The organism is Streptomyces sp. NPDC006733, assembly GCF_040636125.1.
Classification (GTDB): domain Bacteria; phylum Actinomycetota; class Actinomycetes; order Streptomycetales; family Streptomycetaceae; genus Actinacidiphila.
This window is the reverse complement of sequence record NZ_JBEYJD010000003.1, coordinates 196184-217351: the sequence shown is the minus strand read 5'-3', so window position 1 is coordinate 217351 and position 21168 is coordinate 196184. Positions and strand designations below refer to the sequence as shown.

At 73.3% G+C, this 21168-nt stretch carries 27 protein-coding genes and 1 pseudogene; 18 read left to right on the top strand and 10 right to left on the bottom strand.

What is annotated here, in order from left to right:
• Positions 1-21: 21 nt before the first annotated feature.
• Positions 22-630, bottom strand: coding sequence for a TetR/AcrR family transcriptional regulator (locus tag ABZ721_RS05110; RefSeq protein WP_358787185.1), 609 nt, complete (start codon positions 628-630; stop codon positions 22-24).
• An 82-nt stretch (positions 631-712) separates the two neighbouring features.
• Between ABZ721_RS05110 and ABZ721_RS05105 the strand changes: the two genes are divergently transcribed.
• Entirely contained in the window at positions 713-1465 is a 753-nt protein-coding gene (locus ABZ721_RS05105) for an SDR family oxidoreductase (protein WP_358787184.1), read from the top strand.
• A gap of 13 nt (positions 1466-1478) precedes the next feature.
• On the opposite strand, the gene ABZ721_RS05100 is transcribed toward ABZ721_RS05105, so the two are convergent.
• Positions 1479-2276, bottom strand: coding sequence for an inositol monophosphatase family protein (locus ABZ721_RS05100; RefSeq protein WP_358787183.1), 798 nt, complete (start codon positions 2274-2276; stop codon positions 1479-1481).
• Positions 2277-2445: 169 nt separating this feature from the next.
• Between ABZ721_RS05100 and ABZ721_RS05095 the strand changes: the two are divergent.
• Positions 2446-2745: pseudogene (locus ABZ721_RS05095) on the top strand (hypothetical protein); the annotation flags it as partial.
• 65 nt (positions 2746-2810) lie between these two features.
• Here the strand turns inward: ABZ721_RS05095 and ABZ721_RS05090 are convergent.
• Positions 2811-3770, bottom strand: a complete 960-nt coding sequence (locus ABZ721_RS05090; protein ID WP_358787182.1) for a chlorophyllase — start codon at positions 3768-3770, stop codon at positions 2811-2813.
• Positions 3771-3931: 161 nt separating this feature from the next.
• Here ABZ721_RS05090 and ABZ721_RS05085 point away from each other — a divergent pair, with 161 nt between their 5' ends.
• The 5 genes from ABZ721_RS05085 to ABZ721_RS05065 all read left to right on the top strand — a co-directional run bounded on the left by ABZ721_RS05085 (position 3932) and on the right by ABZ721_RS05065 (position 7783).
• Positions 3932-4528 (top strand): TetR/AcrR family transcriptional regulator, encoded by a 597-nt coding sequence (locus tag ABZ721_RS05085; RefSeq protein ID WP_358787181.1) that lies wholly within the window; start codon positions 3932-3934, stop codon positions 4526-4528.
• Between the two features lie 336 nt (positions 4529-4864).
• The gene (locus ABZ721_RS05080) at positions 4865-5725 is read left to right on the top strand and encodes a hypothetical protein (RefSeq protein ID WP_358787180.1); all 861 of its coding nucleotides are present in this window, start codon (positions 4865-4867) and stop codon (positions 5723-5725) included.
• Between the two features lie 123 nt (positions 5726-5848).
• Complete coding sequence (locus ABZ721_RS05075) at positions 5849-6397, top strand: putative glycolipid-binding domain-containing protein (protein WP_358787179.1); 549 nt, start codon at positions 5849-5851, stop codon at positions 6395-6397.
• A gap of 85 nt (positions 6398-6482) precedes the next feature.
• Positions 6483-7358, top strand: coding sequence for an alpha/beta hydrolase (locus ABZ721_RS05070; protein WP_358787178.1), 876 nt, complete (start codon positions 6483-6485; stop codon positions 7356-7358).
• Between the two features lie 152 nt (positions 7359-7510).
• Positions 7511-7783, top strand: coding sequence for a DUF4235 domain-containing protein (locus ABZ721_RS05065; RefSeq protein ID WP_358787177.1), 273 nt, complete (start codon positions 7511-7513; stop codon positions 7781-7783).
• Between the two features lie 59 nt (positions 7784-7842).
• Here ABZ721_RS05065 and ABZ721_RS05060 read toward each other — a convergent pair whose 3' ends face one another.
• Positions 7843-8097, bottom strand: coding sequence for a chaplin (locus tag ABZ721_RS05060; RefSeq protein ID WP_358787176.1), 255 nt, complete (start codon positions 8095-8097; stop codon positions 7843-7845).
• A gap of 226 nt (positions 8098-8323) precedes the next feature.
• On the bottom strand, positions 8324-8734 hold the full coding sequence (locus tag ABZ721_RS05055; protein ID WP_358787175.1) for a rodlin: 411 nt from the start codon (positions 8732-8734) through the stop codon (positions 8324-8326).
• 231 nt (positions 8735-8965) lie between these two features.
• On the opposite strand from ABZ721_RS05055, the gene ABZ721_RS05050 reads away from it, so the two are divergent.
• The 3 genes from ABZ721_RS05050 (at position 8966) to ABZ721_RS05040 (ending at position 11289) form a co-directional block, all read left to right on the top strand.
• On the top strand, positions 8966-9844 hold the full coding sequence (locus ABZ721_RS05050; protein ID WP_358787174.1) for an MEDS domain-containing protein: 879 nt from the start codon (positions 8966-8968) through the stop codon (positions 9842-9844).
• Positions 9841-10791, top strand: a complete 951-nt coding sequence (locus tag ABZ721_RS05045) for an anti-sigma factor RsbA family regulatory protein (protein WP_358787173.1) — start codon at positions 9841-9843, stop codon at positions 10789-10791. Before ABZ721_RS05050 ends, ABZ721_RS05045 begins: the two co-directional genes overlap by 4 nt.
• 123 nt (positions 10792-10914) lie before the next feature.
• Positions 10915-11289 carry an anti-sigma factor antagonist gene (locus tag ABZ721_RS05040; RefSeq protein ID WP_358787172.1) on the top strand — a complete coding sequence of 125 codons (375 nt, stop codon included), beginning with the start codon at positions 10915-10917 and terminating at the stop codon, positions 11287-11289.
• Between the two features lie 117 nt (positions 11290-11406).
• Here ABZ721_RS05040 and ABZ721_RS05035 read toward each other — a convergent pair whose 3' ends face one another.
• Entirely contained in the window at positions 11407-11880 is a 474-nt protein-coding gene (locus tag ABZ721_RS05035; RefSeq protein WP_358787171.1) for a hemerythrin domain-containing protein, read from the bottom strand.
• Positions 11881-11998: 118 nt separating this feature from the next.
• Complete coding sequence (locus tag ABZ721_RS05030; RefSeq protein WP_358787170.1) at positions 11999-12151, bottom strand: hypothetical protein; 153 nt, start codon at positions 12149-12151, stop codon at positions 11999-12001.
• Between the two features lie 166 nt (positions 12152-12317).
• Between ABZ721_RS05030 and ABZ721_RS05025 the strand changes: the two genes are divergently transcribed.
• The 4 genes from ABZ721_RS05025 (at position 12318) to ABZ721_RS05010 (ending at position 15143) form a co-directional block, all read left to right on the top strand.
• On the top strand, positions 12318-13364 hold the full coding sequence (locus ABZ721_RS05025; RefSeq protein WP_358787169.1) for a YihY/virulence factor BrkB family protein: 1047 nt from the start codon (positions 12318-12320) through the stop codon (positions 13362-13364).
• 160 nt (positions 13365-13524) lie between these two features.
• Complete coding sequence (locus tag ABZ721_RS05020; protein WP_358787168.1) at positions 13525-13872, top strand: DUF3618 domain-containing protein; 348 nt, start codon at positions 13525-13527, stop codon at positions 13870-13872.
• A 75-nt stretch (positions 13873-13947) separates the two neighbouring features.
• Positions 13948-14610, top strand: a complete 663-nt coding sequence (locus ABZ721_RS05015) for a helix-turn-helix domain-containing protein (RefSeq protein WP_358787167.1) — start codon at positions 13948-13950, stop codon at positions 14608-14610.
• Between the two features lie 32 nt (positions 14611-14642).
• Positions 14643-15143 carry a DUF3291 domain-containing protein gene (locus ABZ721_RS05010; protein WP_358787166.1) on the top strand — a complete coding sequence of 167 codons (501 nt, stop codon included), beginning with the start codon at positions 14643-14645 and terminating at the stop codon, positions 15141-15143.
• Between the two features lie 39 nt (positions 15144-15182).
• Here the strand turns inward: ABZ721_RS05010 and ABZ721_RS05005 are convergent, their stop codons facing one another.
• Positions 15183-15650 carry a Pycsar system effector family protein gene (locus ABZ721_RS05005; protein WP_358787165.1) on the bottom strand — a complete coding sequence of 156 codons (468 nt, stop codon included), beginning with the start codon at positions 15648-15650 and terminating at the stop codon, positions 15183-15185.
• A 228-nt stretch (positions 15651-15878) separates the two neighbouring features.
• On the opposite strand from ABZ721_RS05005, the gene ABZ721_RS05000 reads away from it, so the two are divergent.
• The 3 genes from ABZ721_RS05000 (at position 15879) to ABZ721_RS04990 (ending at position 18643) form a co-directional block, all read left to right on the top strand.
• Positions 15879-16964, top strand: coding sequence for a glutamate--cysteine ligase (locus ABZ721_RS05000; protein WP_358787164.1), 1086 nt, complete (start codon positions 15879-15881; stop codon positions 16962-16964).
• Positions 16965-17407: 443 nt separating this feature from the next.
• Complete coding sequence (locus ABZ721_RS04995; protein WP_269272135.1) at positions 17408-17554, top strand: hypothetical protein; 147 nt, start codon at positions 17408-17410, stop codon at positions 17552-17554.
• 201 nt (positions 17555-17755) lie between these two features.
• Entirely contained in the window at positions 17756-18643 is an 888-nt protein-coding gene (locus tag ABZ721_RS04990; protein WP_358787163.1) for a neutral zinc metallopeptidase, read from the top strand.
• Between the two features lie 79 nt (positions 18644-18722).
• Here the strand turns inward: ABZ721_RS04990 and ABZ721_RS04985 are convergent, their stop codons facing one another.
• On the bottom strand, positions 18723-19958 hold the full coding sequence (locus ABZ721_RS04985) for an RICIN domain-containing protein (RefSeq protein ID WP_358787263.1): 1236 nt from the start codon (positions 19956-19958) through the stop codon (positions 18723-18725).
• A gap of 446 nt (positions 19959-20404) precedes the next feature.
• On the opposite strand from ABZ721_RS04985, the gene ABZ721_RS04980 reads away from it, so the two are divergent.
• Positions 20405-20677, top strand: a complete 273-nt coding sequence (locus ABZ721_RS04980) for a hypothetical protein (protein WP_358787162.1) — start codon at positions 20405-20407, stop codon at positions 20675-20677.
• Positions 20678-20727: 50 nt separating this feature from the next.
• Here the strand turns inward: ABZ721_RS04980 and ABZ721_RS04975 are convergent, their stop codons facing one another.
• The gene (locus ABZ721_RS04975; protein WP_358787161.1) at positions 20728-21165 is read right to left on the bottom strand and encodes a MarR family transcriptional regulator; all 438 of its coding nucleotides are present in this window, start codon (positions 21163-21165) and stop codon (positions 20728-20730) included.
• Positions 21166-21168: the final 3 nt, after the last annotated feature.

Sequence of the window (21168 nt, the reverse complement as noted above, 5' to 3'; positions counted from 1 at the left end):
GAGCGGTGACCCCGGCCGCGCTCACGCCGGGGCGGACTCGTCCGGCCAGGCTCCGATGGCGAGTTCGGCGACCGCCGCCAGTTCCTCCCGGCTCGCCCCGTCCCGCGCCTGCTGGGACATGCCCTGCACGATGGCTCCGGTGTAGCGCGCGAGCGCTCCGGCGTCGGTGCCGCGCGGCAGGACGCCCGCGTCGGTGTCGGCCTGGATCCTGCGCCGGATCTCCCGCACGTTCGCGTTGCGCCGCTCCCGCAGCGACTCCACGACGTCGGGGGAGGTGCAGTTCGCCGCGGCGCTGATCACCAGGCATCCGCGCGGGTGGCCGGGGTCGGTGTACTCGCCCGCGGCCTCGCGCAGCAGTCGCGCCACGCCGCGTCGGACGGTCGACTCCTCCCGCAGGGCGCGTTCCATGAAGGCGCCGTGGGTGGCGCCGTATGCCGTGACGACCTCCTCGAACAGGGCGCGCTTGTCGCCGAAGGCGGCGTACAGGCTCGGCGCCCCGATGCCCATCCCGCGGGTCAGATCCGCGATCGAGGTCGCCTCGTATCCCTGCGCCCAGAAGGCGAGGGTGGCCTGCCGCAGCGCCGCCTCCCGGTCGAAGGACCGCGGCCTGCCCCGCTGTTTCGTCGTCATGCCGCAATTCTATAGCGCTCGCTAGAGAACGTGCTACCGTTCCTTTCTGTAGCAGTCACTACGGAAAGAAGGGGGAGCGGCCATGGGCGCGCTCACGGGAAAGACGGCACTGGTCACCGGCGGCAGCAGGGGCATCGGGCGGGGGATCGCCGAACGGCTGGGCCGGGACGGGGCCGTCGTGGGGGTGCACTACGGCAGCAACCGGGCGGCGGCCGAGGAGGCCGTGCAGGCCATCGAGGCGGCGGGCGGCACCGCCTTCGCGCTCGGCGTCGAGCTGGGGGTGCCGGGTGACGCGGCGGCGCTCTGGGCGGCCTTCGACGAGCACGCCGACGGCCTGGACATCCTCGTCAACAACGCGGGCATCGGGACGTCGAAGCCGCTCGCGGAGATCGGCGAGGCCGAGTACGACCGGCTGTTCGCCGTCAACGCGAAGGCGCCGTTCTTCCTGACCCGACTCGGACTCGGCCGGCTCCGCGACGGCGGTCGCGTCATCAACATCTCGACGGGCCTCACCCATGCCGCGGTGATGCCGGAGCTGATCGCCTACTCCATGACCAAGGGCGCGCTGGACGTGTTCACCAAGAACCTGTCCAAACTGGTGGGCGCCCGCGGCATCACCGTCAACACCGTGGCCCCGGGCATCGTGGACACGGACGTCAACGCCGCCTGGCTGCGTGCCAGTGACGAGGCGTGGGCGGGGGCGGCCGCCCTGTCGGCCCTCGGCCGGGTCGGCACCCCGGCCGACATCGCCGACGCGGTGGCCTTCCTGGCCTCGGACGACGGCCGGTGGGTCACCGGGCAGTGGCTCGACGCGACGGGCGGCTCGCTGGCCTGATCCGGCCGGGGCCCTAACGCCCGCCGCGGATCAGCGACATCAGCACCTCATGGGTCTCGGCGTCGGCGGCCGCGACGAGCCCGCGGCCCGTCCGCCCGACCGGGGCGCCGTCGATCCCGGTGACGACGCAGCCGGCGGCCCGGCACAGAGCGATGCCGGCGGCGAAGTGCACGCTTTCCGACAGGTCGCCGCCGTCGGTGACGTACGCGGCCCGCCGGCCCGCGGCGACCCAGGCCAGCGCCAGGGTCGTGGACACCACGCGGGGCCGGAAGCGTTCGACGAACCCGGGGTGGGCCAGCAGGTCCACGGCCCGGAAGCCGGGCGCGCCGGGGAACGGCGGATCGAGGTTGACGTCCACCAGCCGGGTCGCGGACGTGGGCGTCAGCGCTACGTCGGTCCCGTCCCGCCGCACCCAGGCGGTCGCCCCGTCGGTGCGGAAGACCTCGCCGCTGAACGGATCGGCCACGGCCGCCGGCCCGTCGCGCAGGGCCACGTTGACGGCCACCAGCATGGTGCCGACCGCGTAGTTCAGCGTGCCGCACAGGGGGTCCACCAGCCACTGGCGGGCCGCCCCGGCGGCGCCCTGCTGCCCGCCCTCCTCGCCGAGCACCGCGTCGTCGGGCCGGGCGGAACGGATGACGTCGAGGATCGCCTTCTCAGCCTCGAGGTCGGCCGCGGTGGCGAAGTCCCCGCCGCCCTTGTCGACGCGGGTGAGCCGCCGGCCGTACAGCTCGCGCACCACGTCCGCGCCGGCCCGCGCCGCGGCTGCCGCCACCGCGGCGTCGTCCAGGTCCCCCGTTGTGTTGATCATGGCCCGCAGAATACCGGTGCCGTCCAGGCCGGCGGCCGTCAACCGGCTTCCCGCTGGGGCGATCGCGACCTGGCTCGCCGGACACCGCTGACGCACGGACCCGCGCCCCGGCGGCGCACCCCGGTGTGCGCCCGGTTCAGGGCCGGAGGTGGGTGCCGGGGCGGCGGCCGCACGGGCGGTCCGGGGCGGGGACGACTGGGCGTCCTTCACGAAGTTGACGGGGGCCATCGTGTGCCGCTCGGTCGTCCTCGTCGGCCTCAGCGCGTTCATCTCCCTGTTCGTGCGCGAGCGCACCGGCGGCGTCGCGGGCCCGTTCATCGGCGCCCTCGCCGACGCGACGTCCCTGCGGATCGCCCTCACGCCGCTGATCGCCCTGCCGGCCCTGGGCTGGCTCCTGTTGCGCACCTTGGACGAGCCCGCGATGCCGGAGGCGGCGCCCCGGCGGCCGACCGCCGTTCCCTCGGCCTGAGACCGGGGGCGGGCGCGTCTGACCGGGATCTGCTCGGAACCGACTCGGCCCCTACTTGGTTTCGGCTACTTGGATTCGACGCGCCCGAAGGGGGCGGGGGCCGCCGCCAGGGCGTCGCACGCCGTCTGCCAGGCGGGGTCGCCGGGGTGCAGCTGGGTGCGGAGGTAGGCCCAGGTGAGCTGCTGGACCGCCGCCACGCGGTCGGGGTTGTCGTCCGTGGTCTCGGCGACGTCGTAGCCCGAGATCCCGCCCAGCCCGTGCTCCGCGTCGAACAGGGTGAGCAGGGAGGAGGGGCCGGGGCCGAGGACGTAGGGATCGGTGTGCCACTCGGGACCCGCGACCGTCAGGTGCGCCGAGGCGTCCTTGTCGCCGGCGACGACGAGCGCGGGGGTCGTCATCCGGGAGAAGTCCGGCGTCAGGAGGAAGGGGAAGAGCTCGGCCATGGCGGGGGTGAGGGCGTCACCGCCGCGGCCGGGCGCGGCCAGCAGCACCCCCGCCTTGATGCGGGGTTCGGTCAGGTCCACTTCGGTTCCGGTCTCCGGATCGGTGAGCCGGGCGCCCAGCAGCAGGCTCGCGGTGTTTCCGCCCATCGAGTGCCCGGCCACGGCGACCCGGTCGCGGTCCAGGCGCCCGCGCAGGGCCGGGACGGCGGTCTCGATCGCGTCGAGGTGGTCGAGGACGCGCGTCATGTCCTCGGCGCGCGAACGCCAGTACATCGGCGCGCCGGGGGTAGCGGGGTCCAGGGTCAGCGTCGTGGAGCTCAGATGGGTGGGCTGGATGACCGCGAAGCCGTGCGCCGCCCAGAAGTTGACCAGGGGGGCGTAGCCGTTCAGCGAGGAGAGGTGGTGCGAGTGCCCCTGGCCGTGCGACAGGAGGATGACCGGCAGGTCGTCCCCGGTCACGGGCGCGGAGACACGCAGCTGCAGGTCCACGGCGCGGCCGGGTGCCGGCAGTACGACCGGGGCGACCGAGAGGACGGGCGCGGGCGGGGCGGTGCGGGCGGTCGGCGCGGTTGATGCACTCATGGCGGGTATCCCTTCGATGGCCTCGGCGAGGGGTCCCGGGGGACCGGCGGGGCGAGGCGGTGTGAGGCGTCCCGCTTCGGCTAGACTCGAAGCGGAGCGTCGTTCCGATTAATATACGGAGCGCTGTTCCGCTTTGTCAACGACGGCTGAAGGAGAGCGCGGTGCCCACTGCAAGCCCCTCCGGGGAGGTGCCGGCCCGCAGCAAGCGGGCCGACGCGCGGCGCAACCACCAGACGCTGCTCGACGCCGCCGCCGCGGTGTTCGTCAGCTCCGGCGTCGACGCGCCCATCCGCGAGATCGCCGCGCGGGCCGGTGTCGGGATGGGGACGATCTACCGGCACTTCCCGACCCGGGCGGACCTGGTCGTCGCCGTCTACCGCCACCAGGTCGAGGCCTGCGCCGAGGCCGGTCCGACCCTGCTGGCGGATGCCGACTCGCCGTACCCGGCGCTCTGTCGGTGGGTCGACCTCTTCGTCGACTTCCTTGTCACGAAGCACGGACTCGCCAACGCCCTGCACTCGGACAGCAGCGGCTTCGAGGCGCTCCACAGCTACTTCCTCGACCGCCTGGTGCCCGTCTGCACGCAGTTGCTCGACGCCGCCGTCGCGGCCGGCGAGATCGCCCCCGGTACGCACGCCTACGAGCTGATGCGCGGCATCGGCAACCTCTGCATCGGACGGGACGGCGATCCCCGCTACGACCCCCGCCGACTGGTCGGACTGCTCCTGCGGGGACTGCGGCAGGCGCCCGCCTCCTGACGGCGCCCGCGTACGGCCGCGCACCCGCCCGCGCGATCACCGGCGCCGGTGCCGGTGCCGCGGTGCCGCGGTGCAACGAGCCGATGAGGCGACGAGGCGATGCTCCGATCGTGCGACGCCGGACTGTTCCGAATGGCGCATACACGATATGTCGGCTGTCATGGAACTAAGTGTGTGTCGTAGATGACACACAGTGGCGGCCGAAGGTGGACTCGCCCCGATGGCTCGCTCCAAAAAGGAAACCGTGACATGGCATTTGATCTCAGTACACCCCGACAAGACGAACGCACTTCCATAGGCCCGGGCGAGGAGGACCGGCTCACGCTCCTCCGTGCGGTGGCGACCACGCGCTCCCTGGACGACGTCGCCGCGCTGGTCAGCCTGCTCAACGAGCGCGGCGGGTTCCCGCCCCTCGGTGACGAAGCCCTGCACATGGCAGCCGTGTCCCGCCCCCTGCCCGACGTCTGCGAACTGATCGCCCTGCTGAACAAGCCGCCGCACGACGCCGCCGACGCGGAGAAGGCGCTGCGGGCGGCAGCGATGGGCCGCCCCATAGAGGAGGTGGCGGAGCTGCTCACCATCTTCGGCTCCGGGCCGGGCGAACCGCAGTCGCAGGCGCAGCCGCAGCAGGAAGCCCCCGTCGCCAGCGAGCCGGCGGCCGACCCCGGCACCGGGTTCAACGCCCCCATCGCCCCCCGCCGCCCCGCGGTGACCGCGCTCAACACCGCGCGGCTCACGACGGGCCGCGCCACCCCGGCCGGCGGCGACCGGAACGCCCGAGGGCGTCCCGCGGCGGCTGAGTCCCTGCGGTCCGTGCTGCGCTGGCCGGCCGCCGTGGCCCTGCTGGTGATCGGGGCGATCCACCTGCCGTCCGACATCACGGGCCTGCGCGCCGGCAACGCGGCGGCGGGGATCTCGCTCGGCATCGCGCTGCTCTGCCTGATCCTGGCGGGCCTGCTGGCCCTGCGGGACACCGTGTGGAGCTGGGCGGCCGGCGCGGCAGCGGCCGTCGTCACCGTGGCGGTGCACGCCTTCGTCCCGCTCTTCACTTCCGCGTCCCTGCTCCAGGACAGCTGGGGCGGCACGTTCACCGGCGCGACCAGCCTCACCGTGTTCTGCGCGATCGTCGTCGCCCTCCTGGCGGCGACGGCACTGGTGCGCCGGCAGTGGCCGCGCACGAGCACCCGCGACATCTGAGGACGCCCGGCGCAGTGGCCGGGACGGGCTCCGCAGCCCGTCCCGGCCACTGCGTGCGCCCACCCCCCCCGAACGGCCGAACGCGGCCCGGGAGGCGGCCGTCCCGCTCGTTACGATGGCGCGATGAGCACATCGCACGCCGTGACCTGGGCGGTCGAGGAGAGCGGCGGGTACGAGACGGCGTGGATCGAGATCGACGGCACAACGCTGCGGGCGCGCGGCCGGGTGGTCGGCACGGTGCCCGAGCCCTACTGGATCTCCTACGAACTCGACACCGCCGAGGACTTCGTGACCCGCCGGCTGCGGGCCACCTCCGACACCGCCGGCGGGACGGCCGAGCTGGACCTGCGCCGGGAGCCGGACGGGCGGTGGACGGTGAACGGACAGCCCGCGCCCGAACTGGACGGCGCCCTCGACTGCGACCTCGGACTGTCGCCGCTGACCAACACGATGCCGGTGCTGCGCCACGCCCTGCAGCACCGGCCGGGCGAGCGGGACTTCCTGATGGCCTGGGTGCACGTCCCCGACCTCGTGGTCCGGCCCAACCGGCAGACGTACACGCACCTCGGTGCGGAGCGCGTGCGCTACGCCTCCGGCACCTACCGGGCGGACCTCACCCTCGACGCCGACGGACTGGTCGTCGCGTATCCGGGCCTGGCCCGGCGCATGTGAGACACCTCCGCCCGGTGGGACCTCTCCCCGCGGGTAGGGGCCCAGCGGGCCGCCCGAGTCCCGGCGGCGCAGGAGAGGAGCTCGGATGTTCAGCGGCTTCGAGTCCAGGACCGTGACGGGGGATCCGGCGGACCGGTCCTCCGTCTTCGTCCGCCACGGCGGCCAGGGCCCGCCCGTCCTGCTGCTGCACGGCCACCCCCGGACCTCGGCCACCTGGCACCGGGTCGCCCCGCAACTGGTCCGCCACGGCTACACCGTCGTCTGCCCCGACCTGCGCGGCTACGGCCGCTCGCGCGGCCCCGAGCCCACCGCGGACCACACCGGCTACTCCAAACGGGCCGTCGCGAAGGACATGCTGGCGGTGATGCGGTCCCTGGGCCATCACCGGTTCCGCGTCGTCGGACACGACCGGGGGAGCTACGTCGCGCTGCGGCTGGCCCTGGACCACCCGGAAGCGGTGGCGCAGGTGACACTGATCGACTGCCTGCCGATCAGTGAGCACCTGTCCCGCATCACCGCCCGGTTCGCCACGCGGTGGTGGCACTGGTTCTTCTTCGCCCAGCCCGACATTCCCGAACGCGTCATCAATGCCGACCCGGACAGCTGGTACCACGGCGATCCGCGCAGCATGGGGCAGGAGAACCACGACGAGTGGCGTGCGGCGGTCAGGAACCCCCAGGTGGTGCGCGCCATGCTCGAGGACTACCGGGCCGGGTTGACCCTCGACCGGCAGCACGAGGAGGACGACCGGCAGGCGGGTGTCCGGCTCCGGTGCCCCACGCAGATCCTGTGGTCGCTCCAGGACGATCTCGAGGACCTCTACGGCGATCCGCTGCGGATCTGGCGCGACTGGGCCCCGGATCTGCGCGGTCACGGCATCGACTCCGGCCACCATGTGGCGGAGCAGGCACCGGACGCCCTCGTCGCCTCGCTGGCCGCGTTCTTCGCCACCGGCGCGTAACCTCCCGTGACCTCTCCGCGGACCCCGCCGCCCCCCGACGGCCCGACGCCGGATGCGCGGCGGCCCGCGCGGCCGCAGAGTGAGGAGGCAGCCCGTCGGCCCCGGCCCGCACCCGGGACCCGGCAACGCTCACAGCGCGAGAGAGGTACCACGTGCCGAAGACAGCGAAAGTCGTCTACAAGCCGGTCGGACTCGTCGTGGGGATGCTGGGAGGCACCCTGGCCGGACTGGTCTTCCGGAAGATCTGGGACCGCGTCGGCCCCGGCCAGGACGCCCCGGAGCCGCTGGAGCAGGACCACAGCTGGGGCGAGGTGCTCGCCGCCGCGGCCATCCAGGGCCTGATCTTCGCGGTGGTCCGGGCAGCCGTGCAGCGCGGCGGGGCGGCGGGCTGGCGCCGCGTCACGGGCACCTGGCCCGGTGACTGAGCCGACGCACGCGGCCCCCCTCCGCACCGAATCCGCGGAGGGGGGCCGACGGGCAGTCGTCAGCCGTTCTGGCCGTCGATGTTCTGGCAGGTGTTGCCGAACGCCGGGTTCAGCAGGCCGATGACGTCGACGGTGTTGCCGCACACGTTGACGGGGACGTGGACCGGCACCTGCAGGAGGTTGCCGGACAGGACGCCGGGGGAGCCGACAGCCGCGCCGTGGGCGTCGGCGTCGGCGGCGGCGATACCGGCACCGGCGGCCAGGACGGCGCCGGCTGCGGCGGTGATGGCGGCTGCCTGGGCAATACGGGACATCGAAGTCTCCTTGGAGGGTTGGTTGCGCCGTACAACTCACGGCGTCGACCCCACAACGGTGCGGCTCCGCGGCAGGTCACGGGTGTTCCACCGAACGGACGCCTCCCCTGCTCACCGGGTTGCCGGACCGCGGGGCGGCAGGTGGGCCCGGTACCGTGCCCGGACCCGACGAAGGGCCCGAAACCGATGTGGTTCCGGGCCCCTGGGGTACTGCCCTGCGAGAGGGTCAGTTGTTGCCGACGCCGTTGCCGGAGAGGACCGGGATCTGGTCCAGGATGTGCGACAGCGGCTCGTCGCCCTTGATCTGCGACGAGTTCTCGGTGCACTGCTGGTTCTGCGGCGAGGACAGGACGTTGACGTCCTGGACCGTGATCGGCACGAGGCCCACGAGGGAGCCGACGTTCGCCTTGAGGGGCAGGCCGATGCACGGCTTGTTCAGGGTTCCCTGGACCAGGCCGACCTGCGGGCTCAGCGTGCCGTCGGTGTGGGTGTTGCCGTACGACGACTCGGCGCCGTTCCCGTTCGTCGTGGAGGCGTCGCTGTCGTTCCCGATGGCCATGGCCGGCGAGACGAACCCGGCGGAGACGCCGACGACGGAGACGGCCACCGCGGCGGTGCCGAGAAACTTCTTGAACATGAGAATCCTTTGAGGCGATACGGACAACGCGAGGAACAAGCTGCTCAACTACCGACCACGGGACTAGTTCCGTCGTTTCACCCGAACGGCGGTGCCGCCCGTGCGCAGTCGGGCGCCCGCCCCGCGCACGGCGCCGGGCGGGCGGGTCGGGGCGGGCGGAGCGGATGGCCCCGCCGCCCGCGGTGCGGGTATGGTGATGCGTCGCCGGAGGCCTGGGCCAGGAGGAAAGACGTGTCCTCAGCGGACTCAGCAAGCCCCGTCGCGTCCGGGGGCGGCCACGTGTGCCGTGTCTACGGTGACGAACGGGAATGGGCCGAGGCCGTGGCCCGGTTCGTCCGCGAGGGTCTGGAGCGCGGCGAGCGCGTCGTGTACGTCGCGGACGTCCACCCGCCCCAGGCCGTCGACCAGGTGCTGCGCGAGCGGGGCGTGGACGTGGTGGCGGCGGCCGGCCGCGGTCAGCTCCTCGTCCAGGACGTCACCGACTCCTATCTGCGGCAGCTGCCCTTCGACCCGGACGTGGTGCTGGCCGGGATGCGGGCCGCGTGCGAGGAGGCGATGGGCCAGGGGTTCCCGGGCGTGCGGATCGCCAGCGAGATGCACTGGTGCGCGCGCGAGATCCCGGGCGTCGAGCGGGTCCTGGAGTACGAGCTGCGGTTGGGCCGGGAGGTCTGCGCGGACCTGCCCGTGACCGGCCTGTGCCTGTTCGACGGTGCGTCGGCCGCGGTCGCGGAGCTGCCCGTCGCCGTCCACTGCCCCCACCTGCCCAGCGCTCCCGCGCCCCAGGCGCACCCGGCGCGCGCGCTGCCGCTGACGGTCAGCGCGTCACCCGACGGCCCCGGCGTACGGCTGCACGGGCACGCGGACCTCGACACCCGGTCCTCGCTGGCGACGGTCCTGCGCCACGTCGCCAGGATTCCCGGCCCCGTCGTCCATGTCGACCTGGCGGCCGTGAGCTTCCTGGACGTCGACGCGCTCGCCCAGCTGGTGTCCGCGACCGTGTCCCTCCAGCGGGACGGCCGCCGCCTGGTGCTGCAGAGCCCGCCCGCGTCCCTGATGCGCGCGGCTGCGATGTTCCCCGACGAGTGCGATGTCCTGGAGATTGCCGCATGACGACCACCGTGACCCCGCCACCGGCCTCCGCCTCGTTCGTCCACCCCGCCCTGTTCTACCGCACCCAGGACGAGTACCTGCGGGGGGTGGGCGGCTTCGTGCGGGCCGCGGTCGAGGCCGGCGAGCCGGCCTTCGTCGCGATTCCCGGGGACCGGCTCGAGCCGCTGCGCGAGGAGCTGGGTGACGCCGCGGAGGCGGTGGACTTCGCGGACATGACCGTGCTGGGACGCAACCCCGGCCGGATCCTGTCCGCCCTGCAGGGCTTCGCCGACCGCAGTGCCGGGCGCGTCCCGCGCATCGTGGGCGAGCCGATCTGGCCCGCCCGCACCCCGGCGGAACTGCTGGAGGCCACCCGCCACGAGGCGCTGATCAACACGGCCTTCGCCCGCCGCGCGGCCACGATCCTGTGCCCGTACTTCGTGCCGGGCCTGCCGGAGCGGGTGCTCGCCGACGCCCGGCGCACCCATCCCACGCTGATCCTGGACGGCCAGGAACTCGTCAGCGACGCCTATGTCGATGCGGCGGTGGTGTGCGGGGACTGCGACGAGCCCCTGCCGCCGCCTCCCGGTGACGCGCTGACCGTGCCCTACAGCACCGGCGGGCTCGCCGATGTGCGGGACCGCGTGGCCGGGTGGGCGCCGCGCACCGCGCTGAGCGCGGGCCGCGCGGCCGATCTGGTCCTGGCGGTGTGCGAGGCGACCACCAATTCCCTGCGGCACGGAGGCGGCAGCGGGACCCTGCGGCTGTGGACGGCCCCGGACGGCACGGTCATAGCCGAGGTCTCCGACGCCGGGCACCTGCGCGATCCGCTGGCGGGGCGCAGCCGCCCCGCCCTGGCCTCCGCCAACGGCGGCCGCGGCCTGTGGATGATCCACCAGCTGAGCGACCTCGTCGAGATCCGGGCGTCCTCCACCGGTCTGACGCTGCGGCTGCACCTGACTCCCTGAGTCGCCCCGGACCGGCCGCCACCGAACCGGCCGGGGGCCGGGCGCCGGAGTGGCGAGATCGGTGGGAGTGGTGGGGCGAATCGCGGGTAGCGGTGCGGTGACATCGATATTTGGAGGTTTGCTGTGCCCGCTGAGCCTGCTGCACTGGCCGTCACCGTCACCGCTCATGGTCCCGAGCGTGCGGTGGTGGCGATACGTGGGGAACTCGACTACGACGCCGCCGCCGTGTTGCAGCGGAAGCTCTCCGACCAGATGGCGCTCGGATACCGGCACCTGATGCTGGATCTCTCCCAGATGCCGTTCATGGACTCCTCCGGGCTGCGGGTCGTGCTCGAGCTGATCAGGGACATCGGCCAGGCCGGTGGCCGGGTTCTGCTGGTCGCGCCCGTGCCCGCGGTGCGCAGGCTGCTGGAGCTGACCGGGGTGAGCCTGCTCAACCCGTTGTACGACTCGGTCGACGACGCGGTGCGGTCGTTCTCCGACGCACCCGCGCAGTAGCAGTCCTCGCGCGCCGGTCACCTCCTCCGGGCCGCGCCGGATGACGTGCTGCCCCGCCCTGCCGCCGATCGGGGCGGGGGCACCACGTGATCCGGCGCGGCCCGGGCCCGCGCCGGGCTACTTCTTCGCGCTGGGCACCGCGAGAGGGCTGCGCGGCGCCTTCGACTTGGCGGCCTCCAGCTGCGTGCCGATCTCCTGCAGCTTGTTCCGGCCCATCGCCTTGCGCACCTCGGGGAACCACTCCTTCTCCTCCTCCTCGACGTGATGGCGGACGTTCTCGATGAGAACCGTCATCTTCGCGTCGAAGCGCTCGTCGGAGGCGTCGAGGCCGGCGAGTTCGGAGAGCATCCACACCACCACGTGGTGCTCCTCGACGCTCTCCAGGACGTGGTCCTTGGTGTCGGGAGCCGCTTCACGTGCCACGGGGTAGAAGACCTCCTCCTCGATGAACGTGTGGGTGGTGAGTTCCTCGATGATCTGATCCGCGAGCTTGCGCTTCGTCTTGACCGCGTTCTCGCCCGCCGCCTCGAATTTCTTGAAGAGCTTCTCGACTGTCTTGTGGTCTTCCTTGAGCAGGACGATCGCGTCCATGGTGCCTCCTGAGACGGGGTGGTCGGATGTTGTGTGTGTCCCGTGCGGCAACTGCGCGCCGAGCATTCGCCGACGCGGGTTCCGCGCGCTTCCCGGGCTGCCGGCGCAGGCCCCCGCGTCAGGCGTGGGTGGGCCGCCGGTGGCTGCCGCGGTTCGACGAGGCGCCGGCTTCGCGGCCGCCGGAACGGTGGCGGGCGTTCTGCGGAGGGTTGCTCCAGACCAGGATCAGGGCCAGGACCATCGGAGCAGTGAGCAGGACCAGCAGTCCCATCGCGCACCTCGCTTTCGTCGTTCGTGACCTTGCGCCTGACCGGTTCGCCGGACGGCAAACACCGAGCCCTCGTACGGGTGGACGTCCGAGTGCGGATCCGAACAGCACACTGCGACAGGTGGCGCCGCCGAAGCATGGGCGCGGTATTGCGGGATAGCCGCAAGGCATGGCACCCCTCACCCCGCAATCGGCGCATGAGAACGACGACGAGCGCCCCGCCCCGGATTCCGGCGCGAGCGTGGGTCCGGACGAGCACGTGGAGGAGGAGGCGCCCGACCGCCCCACCGAGCTGCCGAAGCGTTCGTGGTGGGCGGTGCTGCGGGGCACCGTGAAGGAGTTCAAGGAGGACGAGCTGCCGGACCGCGCGGCGGCACTGACCTACTACGGCATTCTCGCCCTCTTTCCGGCCCTGCTGGTCCTGGTGTCCCTGCTGGGCATCGCGGGCGAGTCGACCACGCAGCGCATCTTGGACAACCTCAAGCAGCTCACTCCCGGCTCGGCCCGCGATGTGGTCACCGACGCGGTGCGGCAGCTGCAGGGCAACAGCGGCGTCGGCTCGCTGCTGGCGGTCGTGGGCCTGGCCGTCGCGGTGTGGTCGGCGTCCGGCTACATCGCCGCCTTCATCCGCGCGTCCAACGCCGTCTACGACGTGCCCGAGGGCCGCCCGGTGTGGAAGGTGCTGCCGCTGCGCCTGGGCCTGACCGTGGTGCTGATGGTCCTGGCCTGCGCCAGCGCGCTGATCGTGGTCTTCACCGGCGGTCTGGCGCGGCAGACCGGTGCCGCGCTGGGCATCGGTGACAGCGCGCTGACCGTGTGGTCGATCGCGAAGTGGCCGGTGCTGGTCGTGCTCGTGACGATCATGATCGCGCTGCTGTACTGGGCCGCGCCCAACGCCAAGGGCCGCGGATTCACGTGGGTGACCCCCGGCAGCGTGCTCGCCCTGCTGATCTGGATGGTCGCCTCGGGCGGCTTCGCCTTCTACGTGGCCAACTTCGCCTCGTACAACAAGACCTACGGCACCCTCGCCGGCGTGATCATCTTCCTGGTGTGGCTGTGGATCACCAACCTCGCCATCCTGCTGGGGCTGGAGTTCGACGCCGAGATGGCCCGCCAGCGCGCGATCGCCGGAGGCTACCCGCCGGACGAGGAGCCCTACGTCGAACCGCGGGACACCCGCGCGTGGACCGATGAACAGCGTCGCCGCATGGCGTGACGCCGTGCGGGCGTGACGACCGTGCCGGCGTGACGACAAGGCGCCGGACGGCCACGTGACGCCGCGAAGCCACGTCACGCCCGGCCCCCCAGACCGCACCACCCGCTGAACCGAACAGGCGTCGAGGCCCGTGCGGCCGAGACCGAGGAGAGACATCCCGATGGCAGAGCAGCACCGCAACCCGTCCGATCCCACCCCGCAGGAGCTGCGTGAGCAGTTGGAGCACACCCGCGACGAACTCGGCCTGACGGTCGAGGCGTTGGCGGACAAGGCCGACGTGAGGGCGCGGCTGCAGGAAGGCGCGGCCCGTGCCGCGGCGCAGGTGCGCGACGCCGCGTCCCGCGCGGGGCGGTTCGCGGCGAACCGGACCCCGGACGCCGTCAGTGCCAGGGCCGACCAGGCCGCACTGGCCGCGAAGGCCAACCGCACGCCGCTGATCGCCGGGGCCGCCGCCGTACTCGGCGTGTGGCTGCTCATCCGGTGCGCCCGGAGCAGCCGACGGCGCTGACGAGCGCCCGGACGCCTCCGGTACGGGACGCCCGCCGCCACTAGTGACAGCGGTTGCTGGTTATAGAATCGTCCCGTGAACAGTGAAGATGAGGTTTTCGAGGCCGTGGGAGCGCTGGCCGACCCGGTGCGCCGCGGGCTGTACCGGCACGTGGTGGCGACGCCGGGCGCGGTCGGCCGCGACGCGGCGGCCACGGCGGTCGGCGTCTCCCGCTCACTCGCCGCTTTCCACCTGGACAAGCTGGTCGAGGCCGGCCTGCTGGCCGTCTCCTTCCAGCGGCTGTCCGGGCGCACCGGTCCGGGCGCCGGGCGCCCGGCGAAGCTGTACCTGCGGGCGCCGGGGGAGCGCGGGGTGTCGTTGCCGCCCCGCTCCTACGACGCCGCGGGGCGGCTGCTGGCGAAGGTCGTCGACGGCGCCGCGCTCGACCGGGAACTGCAGGCGGCGGCCCGGTCGGCCGGCGCCGCGGAGAGTGCGCTGCCCGACGGCGCGGCCGATCCGGTCGCGGCCCTGCGGGCGCGCGGGTACGAGCCCTACCGGGACGGGGAGACGGTACGGCTGAACAACTGCCCCTTCCACGCGCTGGCCGACGAGTTCCCGGCCCTGGTCTGCGGCATGAACCTCGCCTACATCGAAGGGCTGCTGCCCGGGTGCGCCGGCGGCGCCGAGTGGACGGCGGCGATGGACCCGCCGCCGGAAGGGTGCTGCGTCAGCCTGACTTCTAAAACAAATAACTCTTGACGATAGAAGGCCGGTCCGGCCATGCTGACGCCATGACCAACTTTCACCTGGCCCAGGTCAACATCGGGCGCATCGTCGGCCCGCTCGACGGGCCCGAAATGGCCGACTTCGTCGCGCAGTTGCCCGAGATCAACGCCCTCGCCGACCACGCGCCCGGATTCGTCTGGCGCATGGTGGACGACGAGGGGCAGGACTCGACGGGGCTGCGGCCCGACGGGGCGGACGACCTGCTGCTGATCAACTGCTCCGTCTGGGAGTCGGTCCGGGCGCTGAAGGACTTCACCTACCGCAGCGACCACCTGAGGGTGCTCAGCCGCCGGCGGGAGTGGTTCACGAAGATGTCCGAGCACCACCAGGCCCTGTGGTGGGTGCCCGCCGGGCACCGCCCGACCGCCGACGAGGCCATGGAGCGCGTCGCGGTGCTGCGCGAACACGGCGACGGCCCGCTCGCGTTCACCTTCCGCGACCCCTACCCCGCGCCGACCGCGGACGTGCCCGCGCCGACCACCGCGGTCGCGTCGGCGACCGCCTGATCCGCCCCCTCGGGCCCGCGGGCGGCCGGACGCGCCGGCTCAGGTCGTCGCGACGAGGACGGCGGCCACCGCGAGCAGCCCCACTCCCGCGAGCATGCAGTCGACGGCGAGGCGGATCAGACGGAACTTGCGGGTGGCGAGGGCGGCCATGAACCTCAGGTGTTCCACCTGGTAGCCGGCGGTCAGCCGGGCGCGCAACTGCTCGGCGCTCAGCGGGGACCAGCTCGTCCAGCCGGTGCCTCCGAGGTGCGGACGGACGGCGCACAGCAGGAGCACCGCGGCAGTCAGCAGCGCGGTCGCGCCAAGGGACGCGGCCACGGCGACCGGAGGCGTCGGATGGCGGCCCGGCGCCGCCGAGGCCAGCGCCACCAGCGCCGCCCCGGCCAGGCCCAGCAGCAGGCTGGCCTTGGTGTCGGAGCGCCCCAGGTCGGCCTGGAGGGAGGCGACGGTGGCGGCGATCCGTTCCTGCGCCGCGTCCTGGTGCGGGTCGGGTGCGGCGGCTGCCATGGGCCCCTCCTCGTCGGCCGACGTCCGGGTACCGGGGCCGGCCCGCGTCCGCGGCCGGGCCCCGCACCGTAGGACGTTTCCGGCGGACGGCCGGTTGCCGTCGCACCCCCTGCGGCGCACACGGGCCCGCGAGACCCCGCCCCCGCCCGGTGGCCGGCGGGGGCCCGGCTGCGTACACCGCGTGCCTGCGGGCAGGCCATCGGGGAGAACGAGGAAAGGGGCCGCGCCGTGCGTACCGTAGGCGTCGAGGAAGAACTTCTGCTGGTGGATCCGGGTACGGGGGAGCCGCGAGCGGTGGCGGGAGCGGTGCTGGTCGCCCAGGCGCGCAGCGATGACGAGACCCGGCTCGAAGCGGAGCTGCAGCGCGAACAGCTGGAGACCACCACGCGGCCGCAGGAGTCGATGGGAGATCTGGCCCGGGAGATCCGCCGCTGGCGGGCGGCCGCCTCGGAGCTGGCCCGCGAGGTGGGGGCGGACGTCGCGGCACTCGCCACGTCCCCGCTGCCCGTCGATCCGTCGGTCAGTGCGGGCAAACGCTACCGGCGGCTGGTCGAGAAGTTCGGACTGACCGCGCAGGAGCAGCTCACCTGCGGCTGCCACATCCATGTGAGCGTCGACTCCGACGACGAGGGCGTGGCGGTACTGGACCGGATGCGGCCCTGGCTGTCCGTCCTGCTGGCGCTGAGTGCGAACTCGCCGTACTGGCAGGGCGGCGACAGCGGGTACGGCAGTTACCGCAGTCAGGTCTGGGGACGCTGGCCGTCGGCGGGACCGACCGAGGCGTTCGGCTCGGCCAAGGGCTACCACGCGCACGTACGGTCGCTGCTGGAGACCGGGACGCTGCTCGACGAGGGGATGATCTACTTCGACGCGCGGCTGTCGCGCACCTACCCCACCGTCGAGGTCAGGGTCGCCGACGTCTGCCTGGACGCGGACGACACGGTACTGCTGGCCGCGCTGGTGCGAGGGCTCGTCGAGACCTCGGCCCGCGCCTGGCGCGCGGGGGAGCCCCCGTCGTCCGCGCCCGTGGGCCTGCTGCGGCTGGGGGCCTGGCAGGCGGCGCGGTCGGGGATCTCCGGCGGACTGGTCCACCCGCTGACGTGGACCCCGGCCCCCGCGGAGGAAGTGATCGGCGCCCTGGTGGACCACGTCACGCAGGCGCTGTCGGACGCCGGCGACCTGACGCTGGTCAAGGAGTCGCTCGACCGGCTGCTGAGCCTGGGCGGCGGGGCCGGGATCCAGCGCGCCACCCACGCGCGCACCGGCGATCTGCGGGCGGTCGTCAACGAGGCCATCACCCGCACGGCGGGCTGAACGCCGCCTCCGCCGTGCCGGGACGCCCCGGGCACAAAGGAGACCCGGCCGGTGGGGGGACACCGGCCGGGTCTCGGGAAGCTTCGGCTGGTCGGGGGAACCGGCCGAAGCGGCTGGGGGGCGGGGACCCGGCCCGGCGCGGTGGAACTCGCCGGGGGCCTTTCGTGCTCCCGCGGGCTCGACACCGCGAGGGAATCCGGCGGGGAGGTTCCTCGCGCTCGTATATGGGTTAACGGTCAACCATCTTCGGGTGTTCCGGCCGCACCGCCCGGCGACGTGTGAGGTGTGCCACCGACCGGCCCGTCGCCTGCCACCGGTCCGCCCCGCGCCGTCGTGGGCAGGGACCGCAACCGGCCGCACTCGGACACATCGCGCGGGGTTCGCCGGGTAGACGGCCGGTACGAGGACACCGACGGTGTGCTCGCCATCATCCAGGAGGGGTCATGCCCGGAATCATCGCCCGCATCAAGGAGTTCAGCCGGAGCCCCCAGGGGCAGCGGACGATCGCGACCGCGCGGCGCACCGCCGCCGACCCGAGGAAGCGCGAGCAGGCTCGCCAGCTCCTCGGCCGGCTGCGGGGACGCCGCTGAGCGTCCGACCGGCGCCGCTCGATCGACGGGGGCGCCACGGCAGCACGGAACAGTTCCGGAACGTGGACCGCACCGCCGGTGCGGTCCTCCGCCGTTGTCGCCACGGGGCCGCTGAGGTGAATCCGGCGTGCGCGGCTCGCAGGGCCGTGACGCAGGCCCCATGATGAAAACCCCGTGGCTAGGGCCTGAAGGAAGGGCACGATGGAGTTCGACGACCAGGCGGATCTCGACACCTCCCAGGTGGACGACCGCAGGGGCATGCCCGGCGGCCGGCTCGCCGTCGGCGGTGGCGCGGCAGGCATCGTGGCCCTGCTGGTGGCGCTGTTCTTCGGGGTCGGCCCCGATCAGCTGGGACTCGGCGGCGACTCCGGCACCAGCGCCACGTCCGCGGACTCCGACCAGGTGAGCGAGGACTGCCGCACGGGCCGGGAGGCCAACGCGCGCGAGGACTGCCGCATCGTCGCCGTGATCAACAGCGTGCAGACGTACTGGAAGAAGGAGTTGCCGGCGCGCGGCACCGCGTACGTGCCGGCGCGCACCGTCCTGTTCACCGGCCGCTACTCCTCCGCGTGCGGACCGGCGACGTCGGAGGTGGGCCCGTTCTACTGTCCCGGTGACCAGAAGGTCTACCTGGACCTCGGGTTCTTCGACGACCTGCGGACCAAGTTCGGGGCGTCGGGCGGGCCCTTCGCCCAGGCGTACGTGGTCGCGCACGAGTACGGGCACCACGTCCAGGACCTGCTGGGCACGACCCGCAGCGTCGGCAACGACCGGTCGGGCGCCGACAGCGCCTCGGTCAAGCTCGAACTGCAGGCCGACTGCTACGCGGGGGTGTGGGCCTACCAGGCGACGCGGACGCCCCAGCCGTCCACCGGCCGCCCGCTGCTGACGAAGGTGACCGACGCCGACATCAACGACGGGCTGGACGCGGCGGCGGCCGTCGGCGACGACCGGATCCAGTCCGAGTTCCAGGGCAAGGTCACCCCCGAGACGTGGACCCACGGTTCGTCGAGCCAGCGCAAGCAGTGGTTCACCGTCGGATACACCTCCGGCGACCCCGCCCGCTGCACCACGTTCGCCAAGCGCTGACCGGGCCCCGGGCGCGCCGGGAGCTTCGGCGCGGAGACCTGCCCGCACCGCGGCTCCCGGCAGGCCCTGATGCCGCGCGCTACATCCAGACCCCTTCCAGCAGCGGATAGGCGTCGGTGATCCTTGTCGTCCCCTGGACGAGCCGGTGCTCGGTCACGACGCTGAACCGGTCCTCCACCGCGAGGAAGTAGTGCGTCTCGGTCCCGATGGTGGCCGAGGCCACCGCGTCCAGCCGGCCCTGGAACTCCTGCGGGAGGTGCTCGAGGGAGAACGGCCGCACCTCGGAGGGCTCGTCCGGGTCGCGGCGCCGGTCGACCAGCCAGGTCCGGTCGCCGAGCGAGAGCAGCAGGCGGTCGTTGTCGCCGGACGGGGTGAGGTCGCCCCAGCCGGACTCGGAACCGACCGGCAGCAGGTCCACCGGCACCCGGAAGCTCACCGGCAGCAGATCGCTGGCGCCCTGCTCGCAGAACTCGACGCACACGTCGCCGGTGATGCCCAGGTGGGTGTGCTCGCTGCCGCGCCGGGTGGAGGTCACGGCGTCGAAGCCGTCGTGGAACTCCTTGGGCAGGTGCGGGAACTGCTCGATGATGGGCTTCGGCCCGACCTCGATGCCGTGGCGCTGCGAGAAGCGGATGAACTCGCCGCCGCGGAAGCCGTCGAAGCGCACGTACGGCACCTCGCTGCTGCTGGGGATCGCCCGGGCGGCGGTCTCGAAGATCCCGCCCCCGGCCTCCAGCGCCTGCTTGACCGCGCCGGAGACCGTGGACGCGACCGCGCCCAGGATCCCGCCGCCGGGCTGGACGACGGTGCCGGTCAGCGTGTCGAAGGCGCGGGACTCGCCCCGCGCGGGGACGCGCTCGAACCGCCAGACCTGCGTGCCCCGGTCGGCGCCGGTGCGCACCGCGGCCAGCTCCGCGGCGATGCGCGGCTCGCGGCTGTCACCGCGGATGGCGAGATGCAGGTGGCTCTTGACGTTGGCCACCGCGTGCAGGCCCTCACCGATCTCCGCCAGCCGCCAGGTCTGTGCCTGGAGGTGGTCCGGGCGGATCTCCAGGGGGCTCTGCCGGATGCCCTCGCCGTTGTTGAGCCGGTCTGCCGAGCTGTCCAGGTACAGCTTGCTGTGCTCGTTCTGCAGCAGCCACGAATCGGGCCCCGCGGTCCCCCGCTTGAGGTGCCAGCGCTGGCTCGGCCGCGCCGCGCCTTCCGCCAGCTGCTCCTGCACGACGGGGACACGAGGCTGTACGGCCGCGCCCTGCACGCCCAGGTACAGGCCGCTCGCCTCGTTCTTGATCAGATACGTGCCCTCGGCCAACATCGCCAACCGCCTCCAGGGTAAGTCGCTCCGAATGGACTTTTCCGTGCTGGCGCAGCCCACCCTAGGAGGGCCCGGCAGCCTCCCGGACGGGACTTTTCAGCCGTATACCTCCCGATACCGCTCACCCGGCTGCCCACCCCACCGCCCGGCCCACGCCCCCGGCGCCCCGGCGCCGCGGTGAACCCCCGTGCAGAGAGGGGAAGCAGCGCCGGAAGACGACCCCTGAGCACGGGGTTCCCTCCCCGGGGGCCCGACGCGCCGCCGAACCCCCGGGCCGGGCCGCTCCGGTGGATCCGGATCACGGGCGGGCGAAAAAAGTTGGTGGGAGCACGGACTTCTGCGGTACAAGTGCGGGCATGGCACGAAGCGCCCACCACATGCGCCCCAGAAGCACTCCCCAGGAACACGCCCGGTGGCCACCGTCCGGCCCGTGGCGGAGAGTTCGGGTGCGCGAGCTGCGCTACAGCTCGGCGCGGCTGCGCGCCGCCGCGCGCGAGGGGCGGCGGCCGATGCCGCAGGAGGTACGGCGGACGGTCGCCGTCCACTCGCTCGCCCGCATCGATCCGCGCGGAGGGACGGTGGGCGCGCTCGCCGCCGTCGAGGAGCGGCGCGCTCGCCAGGTGACCCGTTGGCAGGAGGGTCTGCTGCGGGCGGGCCTGCTGCCGGACCTCGAGATCGAGCCCGGCCGCCACCGGCACGGCGCACGCTGGCACGGCTAGAGCCCCGCGCGGCGTCCTCGCGCGCAGGGCGGGCGCCGGCCGGGCCCGCCCTACCCGCCGGTTCTCGGCGTGGCCAGTGCTTCCGCCACGCCGTGCAGGAAGCGGTCGACGGTGGCGAGCTCGTCGGCGTCGAACGTGTCGGCCACGCCCAGGACGTCCTCGATCAGCGGGCCGAAGAACGCCTGCCCGAGGGCGATCGCGCCGTCGGTCACCTCGAGCAGCACGCGGCGCCGGTCCTGCTCGTCGCGGGCGCGCCGCACATGCCCCAGCCGCTCCAGCCGGTCGATCAGCGCCGTGGTCCCGGCCGAGTTGAGGCCCAGGTGCGCGCCGAGCCGCCCCGGGGTCGCCGGGATGCCGGCGCGGGCGGCGTCGAGCAGGGAGATCAACGCCCGCAGATCCGTGGGGTGCAGGCCGTGGCGTTCGGCGAACCCCCCGCCGGACGACTGCAACTCGACAGTGATCCGGCGCAGCAGATGCACCGTCCGCATTCG